Consider the following 15,638-nt stretch of genomic DNA (forward strand, 5'->3'; position numbering starts at 1 on the left):
CCTCGGGCGGGCCGATAGCGTTGGGGCTTACGTAATCGCCGAAACAAGGGGGCCCTGTGGGCGTTGTACGCAAGTGGATCTTTCCGATCCTCCGAATCCTGCTGTTGGCCGCACTCGCCGCTGCGCTCGTGAAGATCGCTTTCTTCCCCGACAACGCCGAGGCGAGCAACCCGGCGCAGCCGAGCGGGCAGATCACACAGCCGGAGGTCGCCGTCGCTCTCGGCAGCATCACCAATGAGGTGACTCTGAAGGGCGCCGTCGCCGCGGACCCGGCCGTGGCCGTGACCGCGACGGGCATGGGGAAGGTCGACGAGGTCTTCGTCTCTGTCGGTCAGTGGGTCGATTCCGGCACCAAGCTCTACGACATCAAGGTCGAAACCGTGCCAGAGCCCGTCGAGAGCGTCGGGCCGGACGGCATGCCCATGATCACGCAGCCGAAGCCGTCGATCAGTTACGCCAAGGTGTTCGCGCCGATCAGCGGCACGCTCACCGCGCTCACGGTGCTGGAGGGGCAGCAGCTCGCCATCGGCGACACCACGGGGCAGATCGCGCCGCCGAGCTTCTCGGTGACGGGCGCGCTCAGCCCGGAGCAGCAGTACCGGCTCGTCAGTAAGCCGACCGAGGCCATGATCGCCATCACGGGCGGACCGGCGCCGTTCCAGTGCACGGGACTGACGATCACGACGCCGCTGCCCGGCACCGGCGACGCGGGTGCGGGCGCAGCCGGCGGAGCGGGCACAGGCGCGGCCGGTGGTGCGGGAACGACCGTGCGCTGCGCGGTGCCGGCCGACATCACGGTCTTCGCCGGGCTCGCCGCAGACATCACCATCGCGGCGGGCAGCGCGGAGAACGTGCTCACCATCCCAACGACCGCGGTCAAGGGCTCCGCCGAGAACGGCACCGTCTTCGCCCCCCTGCCCGACGGTGGCGCGGAGGAGCGCCCGGTCGTGCTCGGCCTGAACGACGGCACCGTCGTCGAGATCGTCAGCGGCCTGGCCGAGGGCGACACGATCCTCGAGTTCGTTCCCGGTGCCCCACCCGCGCTCGAGGACGGCTGCATGCCGATGCCGGGCGGCGGCATGGCATGCGAGGGCAAGTGACCGTGCTGCTCACACTCGACGGCGTGACCAAGACGGTCCCATTGCCGGATGCCGCACCGCTCACGATCCTGCACGGCATCGACCTGGAGGTTGCTGCGGGTGACAGGCTCTCGATCGTCGGCCGCTCCGGCTCGGGCAAATCGACCCTGCTGAACCTGATGGGGCTGCTGGACGGCCCGTCCACCGGAACGATCAGCTTCGACGGTCGGCCGGTGGAGAAGTTCTCCTCGGCCGAACGCGACAGGGTGCGCGGCCGCGAGATCGGCTTCATCTTCCAACAGTTCAACCTGCTGCCGGGTCGAACGGCCAGGGAGAACGTGATGACTCCGCTGCTCTACTCCACAGGCAAGCAGTTCTGGAACCGCTCGGCGCTGGCCGCCGAGATGCTCGAACGGGTCGGCCTCGGCCACCGCATCGACTCCATGCCGGAGAAGCTCTCCGGCGGCGAGCAGCAGCGTGTCGCGATCGCGCGCTCGTTGGTGCGCGGCCCGCGGGTCATCCTGGCCGATGAGCCGACCGGGGCGCTCGACGTGGAGACCGGCGCCAGCGTGATGGAACTCCTCGATGAGGTGGCGCTCTCGACGGGGGCCGCACTCGTCACGATCACCCACGACCCGGCGATCGCCGATCTGGCGACGCGCCACCTGCTGCTGGATCACGGGGTGCTCAGCGTGGTGCGCGACGACGGCGCGCCGGGCGATCTCGTCGCGGTCCGCAGACAACTGCCGAGAGCGGCATCCGCGCTCGTCGCCGTGCACAGCGAGCGCAGCCTGGCGTCGGAGCTCGGCTTCGGCGCCGATTCCGGCTCCGAATCCGCCGAGGGGATCAGCGCGTGAGCCGCCTGTTCACCGAGCTCGTCGGTGCGCTCAGCGAGGCATGGCAGGAGTTGCGGATCCACCGCACCCGCGTGCTGCTCTCCCTGATCGGCGTGGCCGTGGCCGTCTGCGCCATCACGACGGTCGTCGGCGTCGCCGGCATCGCCGGGCAGGCGATGACCGAGAGCAACGAGCGCTACGGCGGACGCTCGGCCACGCTCAAACTCTCGACCTATTCGGATGACGGCAGCGCGCCCGACCCCGAGCAGATGAGCACGATCTGGCGCGAGAGCCTCGAGCGCTATGACGTGGCCCACGCCGGCCGTATCGGCTACGGTCAGGCGACGGTGCAGTTCGTCGACGGGGCCGTGAACCTCTCGGTGCAGGCCGTCGACCAGCCGTACGCCGTGATGCACCGCCTGCAGATGGATCACGGCAGCTGGTTCGTCGAGGGCGACGACACGCGGCTGGCCCCGGCGATCGTCGTGAATGAGGCGTTCTGGCAGCGCCTCGGCGCCCCCGATCTCGCGCAGAACCCCACGGTGAAGCTGCTGGGGGAGTCGCCGACCACGGCGGTCATCGTCGGCGTCCACCGCTCGCAAAGCTGGGACACCGAACCAACGATGTATATGCTCAACGACGCATATACCGCGATCGCGCCGACGGCCCAGCCGATGCAGCAGCCGGAGTACGAGTTATGGGTGCCGCCGGAACTGAGCGAACAGATGCGGGTGGAGATCCAGGCCGATGTGCAGGCGAGGCTCGGCGACGGCTTCACCGCCGAGGTCTACCGTTCGGACCCCGGCGCGTACGACGCCGATCCGATGCTCTCGATGAAGTTGATGGTCGGTGGCGTCGCCGCGCTCGTGCTGCTGCTCGGCGCGCTCGGTCTCGTGAACATCGCGATGGTCACCGTCAAGCAGCGGATCCGCGAGATCGGCATCCGCCGCAGCTTCGGGGCCACGGCGGGGAGAGTGTTCTTCGCCGTGATGATGGAGAGCGTCGTGGCGACCATCGCGGCCGGCGCCGTCGGGGTGATGCTGGCGATCCTGATCGTCAAGTCTCCGATGGTCGAGGAGTTCATCGGTCAGGGCATGATCACAGACTTCCCGCCGTTCCCGGCCGAGGCCGCACTTCTCGGCATGGTCTGTGCGACCGTCGTCGGCGCCCTGGCCGGGCTGATGCCCGCCCTCGTCGCCGTCCGGGTCAAGGTCATCGACGCCATCCGCTACTGAGCGCCGCCAGCCGAGGGGCTGGCGGCGCCGCCCTAGACTGAGTGGGCGGTGGACGGCGCCGCTGTGGGGTGCGCCGCTCGGGAGGGAATGCTCGTGACCGAATCTGATGCGGGGCAGACGGCTGCGGCATCCGATGCCCCGACGACAGCGGTCGCCCCGGCATCCGGCACCGCCCGCGGCGGCAGGCTGTCACGCCTGTTCCCGGCCGATCTCCTGCGCCGTTCGGCACTGACGCTCTCCGTCTTCGCCACGCTGCTGATCGTCGGTGTGTTCAGCCAGGCGCTCTGGATGCCGGCGTCTGCAGCGAGCTGGTACGACACCGTCGCCTACGGTCTGCCGGCGTTCGAGGCCGGGCGCTGGTGGACACCGCTCACCGGGACCTTCCTCGCCGCGGAACCCAGCCACTACCTCCCCATCGCGGTGCTCATCCTCGGCGGGCTCGGCTGGGCCGAGCGGGTGCTCGGCGCCCGGCGTGCCGCCGTGGTCTTCGCCGGCGGCCAGCTCTTCGCGATCCTCGCCACGGCGCTCACCCTTGCACTGCTCCGGCCGAGCGGCTGGGCGTGGGCGGTTGACCTCGCGTCGCAGCTGGATGTCGGCCCGTCCGGCGGAGCCTTCGCCTGCGCTGCGGCGGCGACGGCGGCGTTGCGCGCCCCGTGGCGGCTGCGGGCGCGCCTCGCCCTCGGCTCCTGGGTCGGCATCGCCGCCCTCTACTTCGGAACGCTCCCCGACGTCGAGCACCTCTTCGGCGTCGCGATCGCCCTCGTGGTCGTTCCGCTGCTCCCGCGCTATCGCAAGCCGCTCGGCCGACCCAGCGAACGAGAGTGGCGTCTGCTCGCCTTCTCCGGGCTGGTGGTGATCGCCGTGGTGCAGGTGATCGTGAACCTGGCGACATTCACCGGGCCGCTCGGCACCTCTGTCGCGTCGACCGCGCTCTGGGGCGATGTCCTCCTCGACGTCGTGATCATCCTGCTGATCGGCAACGGCGTGCGTCGCGGGGTGCGGCTTGCCTGGTGGATCGCCGTGGTGCTCGCGCTGCTCAATCAGCTGCAGCTGATCCTCATCATTCTGGTGGTGGTGCTCGGCGCCGGCACCGTCGACGGCGGCGGATTCGCCGCGGCATCCGCGGTGCTCTGGCTGGCCCAGCTCGCCGTGCTGCTCATCGGGCGCGGGGCGTTCCGGGTTCCGCTCCGCCGCCGTCGGCGTCGGCCGGGCGGCGCCGTCGAGAGCGATGCGGCGGAGGCACGCCGCCTGCTGCACGCGCTGGGCGGAGGCGTGATCTCGTGGATGAGCACGTGGAGCGGCAACGAGTACTTCTTCTCCCGACCGGCCCCGGATGCCGCCGCCGACGCCGTCGTCGCCTACCAGCGCCACGCCGGTGTCGCCATCGCGCTCGGCGACCCCATCGCGTCCCCGGAACGCCTCGCGACCGTGATGCACGAATTCGCCGCGGACTCCCAGCACTCCGGCCTGACGCCGTGCGCCTTCTCCGTCTCCGCCGCCGCGCTCGACGCGCTGCCGGATGGCTGGCGCAGCCTGCAGGTGGCCGAGGACACGCTGATCGACCTGCCGGCGATGGAATTGCGCGGGAAGCGTTGGCAGAACGTGCGCGCTGCGCTCAACAGGGCCGAGCGCGAGGGGATCAGCTTCCGGCTCTGCCGCCTCGCCGACGAACCCTGGGCTGTGCTCGCCCAGGTGCGGGCCATCTCGGAGCAGTGGGTCGGTGACAAGGGGCTGCCGGAGATGAAGTTCACCCTCGGCGGCGTCGACGAGGCGCTCGACCCGGAGGTGGTGGTCGGCATCGCGGTCGACGCCGACGGCAGCATTCACGGCGTCACGTCGTGGTTGCCCGTCTACGGGGCCGGCGGGGCCGTGACCGGATGGACGCTCGACCTGATGCGCCGGCGCGACGGCGGCTTCGGGCCCGTGATGGAGTTCCTGATCGCCTCATCGGCCCTCGCGTTCAAGGAGCAGGGGGCGCTCGTCGCCTCCCTCTCCGGTGCGCCGCTGGTCAACAGTGCCGCGGGGGAGCAGGGCCCGATCGAGCGGGTGCTCGACGTGATAGCGACGACGCTGGAGCCGCTCTACGGCTTCCACTCGCTGCACCAGTTCAAGGCCAAGTTCAACCCGCGCCCGTCACCGCTGTACCTGCTCTACCGTGACGAGGCCGACCTGCCCCGGATCGGAATCGCGCTCACCAAGGCGTACCTCCCCGATGCCTCGCTGCGCGATCTGGTGCGCTCCGCCGTCTGAGCGCCCCACAGTTCCACTGAGAGCGGTCAGATGGCCGCTTTCGTCGCCGAAAGGCGGCCATATGACCGCTCTCACCGGACGTCGTCGCCGGCTGCCCATATCGGACACTCGCCCCCGCTTGCACGCCAATGTCGGCGGCCCGAAGTACCGTGGAATCTATGGCAACAAGCACTAAGCCGACCGGGCGCGGCGGCAACACTTCCGGGCGCGCCTCGGGTTCAGGAGCTGCCTCCAAGACCGGGGCGACCCCGACCAAGCGCGCGCCCCGGCAGACGGCGGCGCAGAAGACCCTCAAGTTCGAGGCGGTCGAGGAGAAGCCCGCGCTCATCGTGCGGATGTGGATGGGCCTCGCCCACCTGACCGGTGGTGCGTTCCGTGCGCTCGGCCCGGAGAAGCTCGCCAAGGAGGAGCGCCGCGACGGGCTGCCATTCTTCCTCGTGCTGCTGGCCATCGCCGGTGCCGGAGTCGAGTGGTTCCTGATCAACAACGATGTCGCCCAGAACCTCGACGCCTGGACCTTCGGCGGGCTGTTCGGCCGCGTGGCGTTCGCCCTGCCCGTGATCATGCTGCTCTTCGCCGGCTGGCTGTTCCGGCATCCGGCCAGCGTGCACGACAACACCCGCATCGGCATCGGCCTCGGCATCCTGCTCGTCTGCGTCTCCGGCCTCTCGCACATCTTCGGCGGCCAGCCTGCCCCCGTCGAGGGCATGCCCGTGCTCGCCCAGGCCGGCGGCATCCTCGGCTGGATGATCGCAGCGCCGCTGATCCTGCTCATCACACCGGTCGGTGCCACGATCGTCATCTCATTGCTCCTTCTGCTCTCGCTCTTCATCATCACCAAGACCCCGCCGAACAAGCTGCCGCAGCGGCTGCGCGAGCTCTACGCCTGGCTGTTCGGTGAGCAGCTTCCGGATGCCGACGCGCGTGCGGCCGCCAAGCAGGAGAAGCTCGAGAGCAAGCAGGTCGAACTCGACGGCATCGACGCTCTCGCCAAGCTCGCCGAGGACGACGACGAGGAGCCGAGCGGCAACGGCGCCCTGCCGTGGTGGCGTCGCAACAACTCGCAGCGCGAGGAGGACCCAGACTTCGGCGGGGCCATCGTCGACGATCTCACGGCCGTGTTCGGCACCGAGCCGTCATCTGGCGGATTCGACAGTGCGCTCGAAGGTGTTCCCGCCCCGGCCGCGCCGCCGGCGCAGGGCATCAGCTTCGGCACGCCTCCCGCCGTCCCGGACGCCGCCGGATACAACACCGAGGTGCTCGGCGATCTCGCCCAAGCCGAGGCCGCGCTCAAGCGCTACACCGGCGACATCCAGCTGCAGCGGGGCTCGACGGGCCTGCAGGGAGACGATCAGGGCGAGGACGCCTCGCTCGCCGCGACCGGCGTGCTCCCCGGCACTGCGCTACCCGGCTTCGGCCTCGAGGGCGACGACTTCGACGCCGACGCCCTCGGCGACGCCGTGCCGGCCGGCCCTGCCGCGCCGTACAACCTGCCGTCCGCGTCGACGCTCGTCGCCGGGGCGCCGGCCAAGACCCGCTCCGCGGCCAACGACGAGGTGGTGCGGGCGATCACCGACGTGCTGACCCAGTTCTCGGTCGACGCCAAGGTCACCGGCTTCTCCCGTGGACCGACCGTCACCCAGTACGAGGTCGAACTCGGCCCCGGCGTCAAGGTCGAGCGGGTCACCGCACTCTCCAAGAACCTCAGCTACGCCGTCGCGTCCAACGAGGTCCGCATCCTCTCGCCGATCCCGGGCAAGAGCGCGATCGGCATCGAGATCCCGAACACCGACCGAGAGATCGTCACCCTCGGCGATGTGCTGCGCTCCGGTGCCTCCACGAACAGCACCCACCCGATGACGATCGGCGTCGGCAAGGACGTCGGCGGCGGCTACGTCGTGGCCAACCTCGCCAAGATGCCCCACCTGCTCGTGGCCGGTTCCACCGGCTCCGGTAAGTCGAGCTTCGTGAACTCCATGATCACGAGCCTCCTGATGCGTGCCAAGCCGAGCGATGTGCGCATGGTGCTGATCGACCCGAAGCGCGTCGAGCTGGCCCCGTACGCGGGCGTCCCGCACCTGATCACGCCCATCATCACGAACCCGAAGAAGGCCGCAGAGGCGCTCTCCTGGGTCGTCAAAGAGATGGACATGCGCTACGACGATCTGGCGAGCTTCGGCTTCCGCCACATCGACGACTTCAACAAGGCCGTCGTCGGCAACGAGATCATCCTGCCGGCCGGCAGCGAACGGCAGCTCAAGCCCTACCCGTATCTGCTCGTCGTCGTCGATGAGCTCGCCGACCTGATGATGGTCGCGCCGCGCGACGTCGAGGACTCGATCGTGCGCATCACCCAGCTCGCCCGCGCATCCGGCATCCACCTCGTGCTGGCGACCCAGCGGCCGTCGGTCGACGTCGTCACCGGTCTGATCAAGGCCAATGTGCCGAGCCGCATGGCCTTCGCCGTCACGAGCGTCACCGACTCCCGCGTCATCCTGGACCAGCCGGGCGCCGACAAGCTCATCGGTCAGGGCGATGCCTTGTTCCTCCCGATGGGCGCATCCAAGGCGCTCCGCGTCCAGGGTGCATGGGTGAGCGAGAGCGAGATCGAACGCGTCGTCAAGCACGTCACCCAACAGGCGCGCCCCGAGTACCGGCAGGATGTCGCGGCCTCGGTCGAGCGCAAGGAGATCGACTCCGACATCGGCGACGACCTCGAGCTGCTGCTGGCCGCGGCAGAGCTCGTCGTGTCCACCCAGTTCGGCTCCACCTCCATGCTGCAGCGCAAGCTCCGGGTCGGCTTCGCGAAGGCCGGCCGACTGATGGACCTGCTGGAGAGCCGCGAGATCGTCGGCCCGTCCGAGGGCTCGAAGGCGCGCGACGTGCTCGTCACGGCCGAACAGCTCGGGGGAGTGCTGGCTCGGCTGCGCGGCGAGGAGCCGCGCGAGCAGGCGGCGCCGGCATCCGCCCCGGCGACGGCCCCGACGCCGGTCGAGCACGACCCCTACGGCGGTGACCCCGTCGCGAAGATGTCTGAGGGGTACCCTGAGGTCGAGGGCGACACCGACGAGGACGCCTGGAATCTGACCGGTAGGGACTAGCCGCACTCATGACACCCAGCGACATGGCACCCGCCACCCGGCCGAGCAACTGGAACGCCCCGAACATCATCACGGTCATCCGGATCCTGCTCGCCCCGATCTTCTTCTGGATGCTGCTCGCCGACGACGGTGCCGACGGCGCCCTGCGCTGGTGGGCGGCCGTGCTGTTCATCGTGGCGATCGGCACCGACGGCATCGACGGCGCGATCGCGCGCCGCAAGAACCTCGTCACCGATCTCGGCAAACTGCTCGACCCCATCGCCGACAAGCTGCTCACCAGCGGTGCGCTCGTCTGCCTGTCGATCCTCGGCGAACTGCCGTGGTGGGTGACCGCGATCATCGTCATCCGCGAGGTCGGCATCACCGTCTGGCGCTTCGTCGAACTCGGCCGCGGCAACGTCGTGCCGGCATCGAAGGGCGGCAAGCTCAAGACGCTCGTGCAGTCCGTGGCCATCTCCCTGGCGCTGCTGCCGTTCTGGACCGTCTTCGGCGACTGGGTGCACTGGGTCAACGGGATCGCCATGACGGCGGCCGTCGTGATCACGGTCTACACGGGGGTGCAGTACCTCGTCGACGCCGCACGCCTGAAGAAGAGCCGTGTCTGAGCCATCCGACTCGGCACCGCTCGAGTCGCCGGTCACCCGCCCGCTCGTCGTCGCGGATGCCGCGGCGCTCGTCGTCGCCGAGCTGACCCGACGCGGGTCGACCCTGGCCGTCGCCGAATCGCTGACCGGCGGGCTGCTCGCAGCTGAACTGGTGAACGTACCCGGCGCCTCCGCCGTGTTCCGCGGCGCCGTGGTGGCCTACGACACCGCGATCAAGAGCAGCGTGCTCGGGGTCGACTCGACACTGCTCGCCGAACGCGGTGCCGTTGACGCCGCTGTCGCCCAGCAGATGGCCGACCGGGTGCGCTCGGTGCTCGCCGTCGACGGCCAGGACGCCGACTATGGCCTCGCCACGACCGGCGTCGCCGGCCCCGATCCGCAAGACGGCCAGCCGCCCGGCACCGTCTTCGTCGCCCTGGCCGCAGGCGCAGGGCTCACCGTGAGCCGGCTGCATCTGCCCGGTGACCGCGCCGCCATCAGGGCGACGACGGTACAGGCGGCGCTCAGCCTGCTCGCACACGAGCTCGGCATCTCAGAAGTTCCGTCCGCCCCGACGGAATAGATGTGGTGAACACGCGGTTACACACCACGAATTCACAAGTAAAGCCCAGTGTGCACCGATAGTGTTTATGCAACGGGGGTTCGGCTAGACTGACCTCCTTGACACGGCCGGTGGACCGTGGCAGACACAGCTCACAGAAGCTATGAAGGAGGTTCCGATGATTCTTGTTCGTCAAGAAATCGGCGATGTGCTCAGGGACTTCCGACTTCAGAAGGGTCGCACTCTTCGTCAGGTTGCCAGCAAGGCGAGCGTCGCCTTGGGCTACCTGAGTGAGGTTGAGCGCGGTCAGAAAGAAGCCTCAAGCGAGATCCTCGCTTCGGTTGCGGATGCCCTCGACACTCCGATTTCGGTCATCATGCGCGAGGTCGGCGATCGTCTCGCCGTCCTTGAAGGCATTGATCCGATTCCCGACACGGTTCCCGACGAGTTTGTCGCGAACTTCGACGCAGACATGATGGTGCGCTGAGCCGATTTCCTCTGAGCCGATTTCCTTGGGCTCTGGCGGATGCCGGCAGCGGTGTGCTGCCGCATCTGCACGCACTCAACAATGCCGGCCGGTCTTTTGACCGGCCGGCATTGTTTCGCTTAGCGTTGCAGCATGCGTCGAAGTGAGTTCAACCTGGCCATGGCCACCGAGTTCGGTGACGCCTACGCTGCCGTGGTGCTGAACGACCTCGTGCTGCCCGCCCTCGGCAACCGCACAGGGGAGCAGGCGCTGCGGGCGGGAGTTCCGCCGCGCGAGGTCTGGCTGGCGATCTGCGAGGCCACCGACGTTCCGAGCGAACGGCGCTACGGCGTCGGCCTGCCGAGGCCGGCTTCCGCCCGCTGACGCAGCCCGCGCGCCCGCGCGCGTTCGATTCCCTGGGGCGACACGCCGCGTTCATGTCGAATATCTGTTCGGTTCGTACTAGGCTCCTGCACAGCAGGACCTGAGCTGACCGTTTTCCACCGATCCACCCGCACACGAACCCGTGTCGGTGGCTCGGCGTACAGTCGAAAACATCAGCTGAAGAACTGCTGACTGCCTTGTCAGTTCGTGCCCGGTTCACAGGGTTGAAGGGTGCTCGACGCACGAGAAATCGCGTCGAGCAGACCGGATCCGCCGCCACGAACACGACAGCCTATAGGCGTACCGAACCAGTCAAGGAGAATGAAATGCCATCACCCGCAGACCGCGAGAAGTCACTCGAGACCGCTCTCGCTCAGATCGACCGCCAGTTCGGCAAGGGCTCGGTCATGCGCCTCGGCAGCGACGAGCGCGCCCCCGTCGAGACCATTCCCACCGGTTCGATCGCACTGGACGTCGCGCTCGGCATTGGCGGACTGCCGCGCGGCCGCATCGTCGAGATCTACGGCCCGGAATCCTCGGGTAAGACCACGCTCACCCTGCACGCCATCGCCAACGCCCAGCGCGCTGGCGGCATCGCCGCCTTCATCGACGCCGAGCACGCACTCGACCCCGAGTACGCGAAGAAGCTCGGTGTCGACATCGACGCCCTGCTCGTCTCTCAGCCGGACACCGGTGAGCAGGCGCTCGAGATCGCCGACATGCTGGTGCGCTCCGGCTCCATCGACCTGATCGTCATCGACTCCGTCGCCGCCCTCGTGCCGCGTGCCGAGATCGAGGGCGAGATGGGTGACTCCCACGTCGGCCTCCAGGCCCGCCTCATGTCGCAGGCGCTGCGCAAGCTGACCGGTGGCCTCAGCCAGACCAACACCACGATGATCTTCATCAACCAGCTGCGCGAGAAGATCGGTGTCTTCTTCGGAAGCCCCGAGACGACCGCCGGCGGTAAGGCGCTCAAGTTCTACGCCTCGGTTCGCCTCGACATCCGTCGTATCGAGACCCTGAAAGACGGCACGGATGCCGTCGGTAACCGCACCCGCGTCAAGGTCGTCAAGAACAAGATGGCTCCGCCGTTCAAGCAGGCCGAGTTCGACATCCTCTACGGAATCGGCATCTCCCGCGAGGGCAGCCTCATCGACTTCGGTGTCGACCACGGCATCGTCAAGAAGTCCGGAGCCTGGTACACCTACGAGGGCGACCAGCTCGGCCAGGGCAAGGAGAACTCCCGCAACTTCCTGCTGCGCAACCCCGACATCGCGCTCGAGATCGAGAACCGGATCCTCGCCAAGCTCGGCGTCGGCGCCGTCGGTGCCGCCGCAGCGGCGGAGGCGGCCAAGAAGGCCGCAGCCGATGCCGCTGCCGGCATTGTGCCCGTCGAGGAGGAGCCGCTCGTCGCGAAGCTGAAGGCCCGCAAGGGCGCCTAGGCGGCCCACTCATCATGGAAATCGGATGGTGGGGCGGCGGCGCTCCCGGTGACAACGAGCACGGTGACAACGAGCAGCGTGACGACGAGAATCACGGCGGTGACGCCGAGGCGGATCTGGGCGCTGGCGCCGAGACGCCGGCCGAGCAGCCCCCTGCTCGGCCGGTCGCCGGGCCCGTCAAGCCGGTCGAGTCGGTCACAGCCGTCACATCGGCACAACCGGTCAAGCCCGCCAAACCGCTTGCCACGCTGCCGAGCGCGCCGCCCGCCAATCCGCCGGCGTCTGCCGGAGTAGCTGCCGAGACGTCGGCAGAGCGTGACAGCTCGCTGGCCACGGTCAGCTACCTGCCGTGGGCGGCGCCGGGCATTGACGTCGCCGCGTCATCCGGGATCGAGTCGACCGCGTTCCGGCGTCCATTCCTGGCGCCGGAACGCGGTTTCGACAGTGCGGGCTTCGACGGCGACGGCGAGCCCGTCGTCATCGCAGAACCCGGCGATTGGACCGCCGAGTACAGCGACGAGGACGACGAGGAGGAGGCCGAGGCGGAGTTCGACCCGGCCGCTCTGGAGAATGCGCTCATCAAGAAGCTCGCCAGACGCGACCTCTCCATCGCCGAGGCGGAACAGTTCCTGGAACAGAACGGCTTGCCGGCGGAGCAGCTCGAGGAGTGGATCGAACGCAATGAGCGGCTCGGCTATCTCGATGACGTGCGTCTCGCCGAGAACCTCGTCGACCAACTTCGGCGACGCAAGGGCCTGGGCTCGTCGTCGATCAGGCAAGAGCTCAGCCGGCGCAAGATCAACCCCATCGTCATCAGCGAGGCGCTCGGCGAATCGGATCGGGACGACGAGCGAGCGCGGGCGCTGGAGCTGGCCGTGAAACGAGCCGGGCAGTTGAGCTCCTATGACGAGGCGACCGCCGAGCGGCGCCTGACCGGATTCCTGATGCGCAAGGGCTACCCGTCCGGTGTCGTCCGCGATGTCGTCAAGACCGCACTGGCCGGCCGCAAGCGACCATCAGGCGGCGTGCGCTTTCGCTGATCTAAACTAGAGCCCATCATGAGCACCGTCAGCGAAGCCCCCACCGTCATAGCGCCGTCCACGGCATCGCACAATGCGGACGGTCGTGCCCGAAGCTACGAGGTGCGCACCTTCGGCTGCCAGATGAACGTGCACGACTCCGAGCGCTTGAGCGGTTCGTTGGAGGCGGCCGGCTACGTCAAGGCCGACGGCGTCGAGCCCGACGTTGTGGTGATCAACACCTGCGCCGTGCGGGAGAACGCCGACAACAAGCTCTACGGCAACCTCGGCTACCTGGCATCCATCAAGCGCAAGCACGAGGGCATGCAGATCGCCGTCGGTGGCTGTCTGGCCCAGAAAGACAAGAACGTCATCCTCGAGAAGGCTCCGTGGGTGGATGTCGTCTTCGGCACGCACAACATGGGCTCGCTGCCGAGCCTGCTCGAGCGGGCGCGCCACAACGACGAGGCGCAGATCGAGATCCTCGAGTCGCTCGAGACCTTCCCGTCCACGCTGCCGACCAAGCGTGATTCGAGCTACAGCGGCTGGGTGTCGATCTCGGTCGGCTGCAACAACACCTGCACCTTCTGCATCGTGCCCGCCCTGCGCGGCAAGGAGAAGGACCGCCGCCCGGGTGAGGTGCTCGCCGAAATCCAGTCCCTCGTCGATGACGGCGCCATCGAGGTCACGCTGCTCGGCCAGAACGTCAACTCCTACGGCGTCGAGTTCGGCGACCGGCTGGCCTTCGGAAAGCTGCTGCGTGCAGCCGGCGCGATCGAGGGGCTCGAGCGCATCCGCTTCACCAGCCCGCATCCGGCCGCGTTCACCGATGACGTGATCGAGGCCATGGCCGAGACGCCCTCGGTGATGCCGCAGCTGCACATGCCCCTGCAGTCCGGATCCGACCGCGTATTGAAGGCGATGCGCCGCTCCTATCGCTCGGCGAAGTTCCTCGGCATCCTCGAGCGCGTGCGCGAGCGCATCCCGAACGCCGCCATCAGCACCGACATCATCGTCGGCTTCCCCGGCGAGACCGAGGAGGACTTCCAGGAGACGCTGCGCGTCGTCGAGGAGGCCCGTTTCGCGACGGCTTTCACCTTCCAGTACTCGATCCGCCCCGGCACTCCGGCCGCGACCATGCCGGATCAGGTGCCGAAGGCCGTCGTGCAGGAACGCTACGAGCGTCTCGTCGCACTCCAGGACCGGATCGCATGGGAAGAGAACGAGAAGGTCATCGGCCGCACCGTCGAGGTTCTGGTCACCAACCACGCGGGCAAGAAGGATGCCGACACCGAGCGTCTCTCCGGGCGTGCTGAGGACAGCCGGCTCGTCCACTTCGAGGTCCCGGCCGGCTCTGCAACTCCGCGCCCCGGCGATGTCGTCACCGTGACCGTGAGCCAGGCCGCGCCCTTCTTCCTCATCGCCGACTCGGCCGATGACGCTCCGCTCACCATCCGGCGCACCCGTGCGGGCGACGCATGGGACCGCCAGGAGGCGGAATCCTGCGGCGTCCCCGCACCGACGGGCACAGCGGGCGCGCAGAGCGGCGCCCCGGGGCCCGTGTCGCTCGGCTTCCCGACGCTCCGCGTCGGATCGGCCCTGAACGTCGGCCAGAGCCTGGGCGCGGGCGCGAGCACCGTGCCGATCTACAACGTCGACGACGATCTGCGCTAGTGAGCGGTGAACAGCCGGCGCACCCGGACGGGCACGCGCTGATTGCCGTCGTCGGCGCAACCGGAACGGGCAAGTCGGCGCTCTCGCTCGACATCGCCGAACGGCTCGCCGCCGACGGCGTCGCAGCGGAGATCGTGAACGCCGATGCCATGCAGCTCTACCGCGGCATGGATATCGGAACGGCGAAGCTGCCGCTCGCCGAACGCCGCGGGATCCCGCACCACATGTTCGATGTGCTGAGCGTGCGCGATGAGGCGACCGTCGCCGGCTACCAAGACCAGGCCAGGGCGATCGTTGACGACATCCGTGCTCGTGGCGCCGTGCCGATCATTGTCGGCGGGTCCGGGCTCTACGTCTCGGCGCTGGTCTACGACTTCCGCTTCCCGGGCACAGATCCGGCGGTCCGCGCCTCGCTCGAAGAAGAACTCCTCGCGCTCGGCACCGGCACGCTCTACCGACGTCTCGCGGCCTTCGACGAGGCCACCGCGCTCCGCATCGGCTCCAGCAACGGCCGGCGCATCGTGCGGGCACTCGAGGTGATCGCCGTCACGGGGGAGCCGAACGCCGCCGCGCTGCCCGATGAGCCGGTGCCGTGGCATCCGCTCGCCATCGTCGGGCTCGCCGCCGAGCGCGACACACTCACGGCCCGTCTCGACCGCAGGGTCGAGCAGATGTGGGCGGACGGCCTGCTCGACGAGGTGCGCGCACTGCTGCCGCTCGGACTCGAGCAGGGAGTCACGGCCAGCCGCGCGATCGGCTACACCCAGGCGATCGACGAGATCCACGGGCGCAGCAGCGGGGCAGATGCCATCGAGGCCACCCAGCAGCTCACCCGCCGCTACGCGCGCCGCCAGGTGAGCTGGTTCAAGCGGTACCCGCACGCGCACTGGCTCGCCGCCGCAACGGAGGACGATGGGGCGGATGCCGCCGCGGCCCGCGCCGACGCCGCACTCCGCGCCTGGCGCGCGGTCTGAGCGGTTTGCTCCTCGCCGTTTAGACTGGGCGC

General features: G+C 68.8%; 13 protein-coding genes. All 13 read left to right on the forward strand.

Going from position 1 to position 15,638, the window contains the following annotated elements; all coding sequences use genetic code 11:
- Positions 1-56: 56 nt before the first annotated feature.
- Positions 57-1,100, forward strand: coding sequence for an efflux RND transporter periplasmic adaptor subunit (locus tag ASC66_RS16670; RefSeq protein ID WP_055842245.1), 1,044 nt, complete (start codon positions 57-59; stop codon positions 1,098-1,100).
- Complete coding sequence (locus tag ASC66_RS16675; RefSeq protein ID WP_082492450.1) at positions 1,085-1,936, forward strand: ABC transporter ATP-binding protein; 852 nt, start codon at positions 1,085-1,087, stop codon at positions 1,934-1,936. The genes ASC66_RS16670 and ASC66_RS16675 overlap by 16 nt, the downstream gene beginning before the upstream one ends.
- The gene (locus tag ASC66_RS16680; protein ID WP_055842248.1) at positions 1,933-3,150 is read left to right on the forward strand and encodes an ABC transporter permease; all 1,218 of its coding nucleotides are present in this window, start codon (positions 1,933-1,935) and stop codon (positions 3,148-3,150) included. Before ASC66_RS16675 ends, ASC66_RS16680 begins: the two co-directional genes overlap by 4 nt.
- A gap of 93 nt (positions 3,151-3,243) precedes the next feature.
- Positions 3,244-5,400, forward strand: a complete 2,157-nt coding sequence (locus ASC66_RS16685) for a bifunctional lysylphosphatidylglycerol flippase/synthetase MprF (protein WP_235496984.1) — start codon at positions 3,244-3,246, stop codon at positions 5,398-5,400.
- Between the two features lie 158 nt (positions 5,401-5,558).
- On the forward strand, positions 5,559-8,501 hold the full coding sequence (locus ASC66_RS16690) for an FtsK/SpoIIIE family DNA translocase (RefSeq protein WP_055842251.1): 2,943 nt from the start codon (positions 5,559-5,561) through the stop codon (positions 8,499-8,501).
- 8 nt (positions 8,502-8,509) lie between these two features.
- On the forward strand, positions 8,510-9,106 hold the full coding sequence (gene pgsA, locus ASC66_RS16695) for a CDP-diacylglycerol--glycerol-3-phosphate 3-phosphatidyltransferase (RefSeq protein WP_200944848.1): 597 nt from the start codon (positions 8,510-8,512) through the stop codon (positions 9,104-9,106).
- Positions 9,099-9,668 carry a CinA family protein gene (locus tag ASC66_RS16700; protein WP_082492452.1) on the forward strand — a complete coding sequence of 190 codons (570 nt, stop codon included), beginning with the start codon at positions 9,099-9,101 and terminating at the stop codon, positions 9,666-9,668. Before pgsA ends, ASC66_RS16700 begins: the two co-directional genes overlap by 8 nt.
- Positions 9,669-9,825: 157 nt before the next feature.
- Positions 9,826-10,134: a helix-turn-helix domain-containing protein gene (locus ASC66_RS16705; protein ID WP_055842458.1), complete on the forward strand. Its 309-nt coding sequence runs from the start codon at positions 9,826-9,828 to the stop codon at positions 10,132-10,134.
- A 132-nt stretch (positions 10,135-10,266) separates the two neighbouring features.
- Positions 10,267-10,497 carry a DUF3046 domain-containing protein gene (locus tag ASC66_RS16710; RefSeq protein WP_055842254.1) on the forward strand — a complete coding sequence of 77 codons (231 nt, stop codon included), beginning with the start codon at positions 10,267-10,269 and terminating at the stop codon, positions 10,495-10,497.
- Between the two features lie 326 nt (positions 10,498-10,823).
- Positions 10,824-11,939, forward strand: coding sequence for a recombinase RecA (gene recA, locus ASC66_RS16715; RefSeq protein WP_082492453.1), 1,116 nt, complete (start codon positions 10,824-10,826; stop codon positions 11,937-11,939).
- Positions 11,940-11,953: 14 nt separating this feature from the next.
- The gene (locus tag ASC66_RS17930; protein WP_082492454.1) at positions 11,954-12,979 is read left to right on the forward strand and encodes a regulatory protein RecX; all 1,026 of its coding nucleotides are present in this window, start codon (positions 11,954-11,956) and stop codon (positions 12,977-12,979) included.
- 18 nt (positions 12,980-12,997) lie between these two features.
- Positions 12,998-14,632 (forward strand): tRNA (N6-isopentenyl adenosine(37)-C2)-methylthiotransferase MiaB, encoded by a 1,635-nt coding sequence (gene miaB / locus ASC66_RS16725; protein ID WP_082492455.1) that lies wholly within the window; start codon positions 12,998-13,000, stop codon positions 14,630-14,632.
- A complete protein-coding gene (miaA, locus tag ASC66_RS16730; RefSeq protein WP_200944852.1) occupies positions 14,632-15,606 on the forward strand; it encodes a tRNA (adenosine(37)-N6)-dimethylallyltransferase MiaA in 975 nt (324 codons plus the stop codon). Before miaB ends, miaA begins: the two co-directional genes overlap by 1 nt.
- Positions 15,607-15,638: the final 32 nt, after the last annotated feature.

This window comes from Leifsonia sp. Root4 (assembly GCF_001425085.1).
In the GTDB taxonomy this organism is placed as follows: domain Bacteria; phylum Actinomycetota; class Actinomycetes; order Actinomycetales; family Microbacteriaceae; genus Microterricola.

Bases quoted from the DNA above. Each gene is read 5' to 3' on its own strand.
- ASC66_RS16705 (WP_055842458.1), top strand. From the start codon at position 9,826: ATGATTCTTGTTCGTCAAGAAATCGGCGATGTGCTCAGGGACTTCCGA.
- miaB (WP_082492455.1), top strand. From the start codon at position 12,998: ATGAGCACCGTCAGCGAAGCCCCCACCGTCATAGCGCCGTCCACGGCA.
- ASC66_RS16675 (WP_082492450.1), top strand. From the start codon at position 1,085: ATGCGAGGGCAAGTGACCGTGCTGCTCACACTCGACGGCGTGACCAAG.
- ASC66_RS16710 (WP_055842254.1), top strand. From the start codon at position 10,267: ATGCGTCGAAGTGAGTTCAACCTGGCCATGGCCACCGAGTTCGGTGAC.
- ASC66_RS16690 (WP_055842251.1), top strand. From the start codon at position 5,559: ATGGCAACAAGCACTAAGCCGACCGGGCGCGGCGGCAACACTTCCGGG.
- pgsA (WP_200944848.1), top strand. From the start codon at position 8,510: ATGACACCCAGCGACATGGCACCCGCCACCCGGCCGAGCAACTGGAAC.
- ASC66_RS17930 (WP_082492454.1), top strand. From the start codon at position 11,954: ATGGAAATCGGATGGTGGGGCGGCGGCGCTCCCGGTGACAACGAGCAC.
- recA (WP_082492453.1), top strand. From the start codon at position 10,824: ATGCCATCACCCGCAGACCGCGAGAAGTCACTCGAGACCGCTCTCGCT.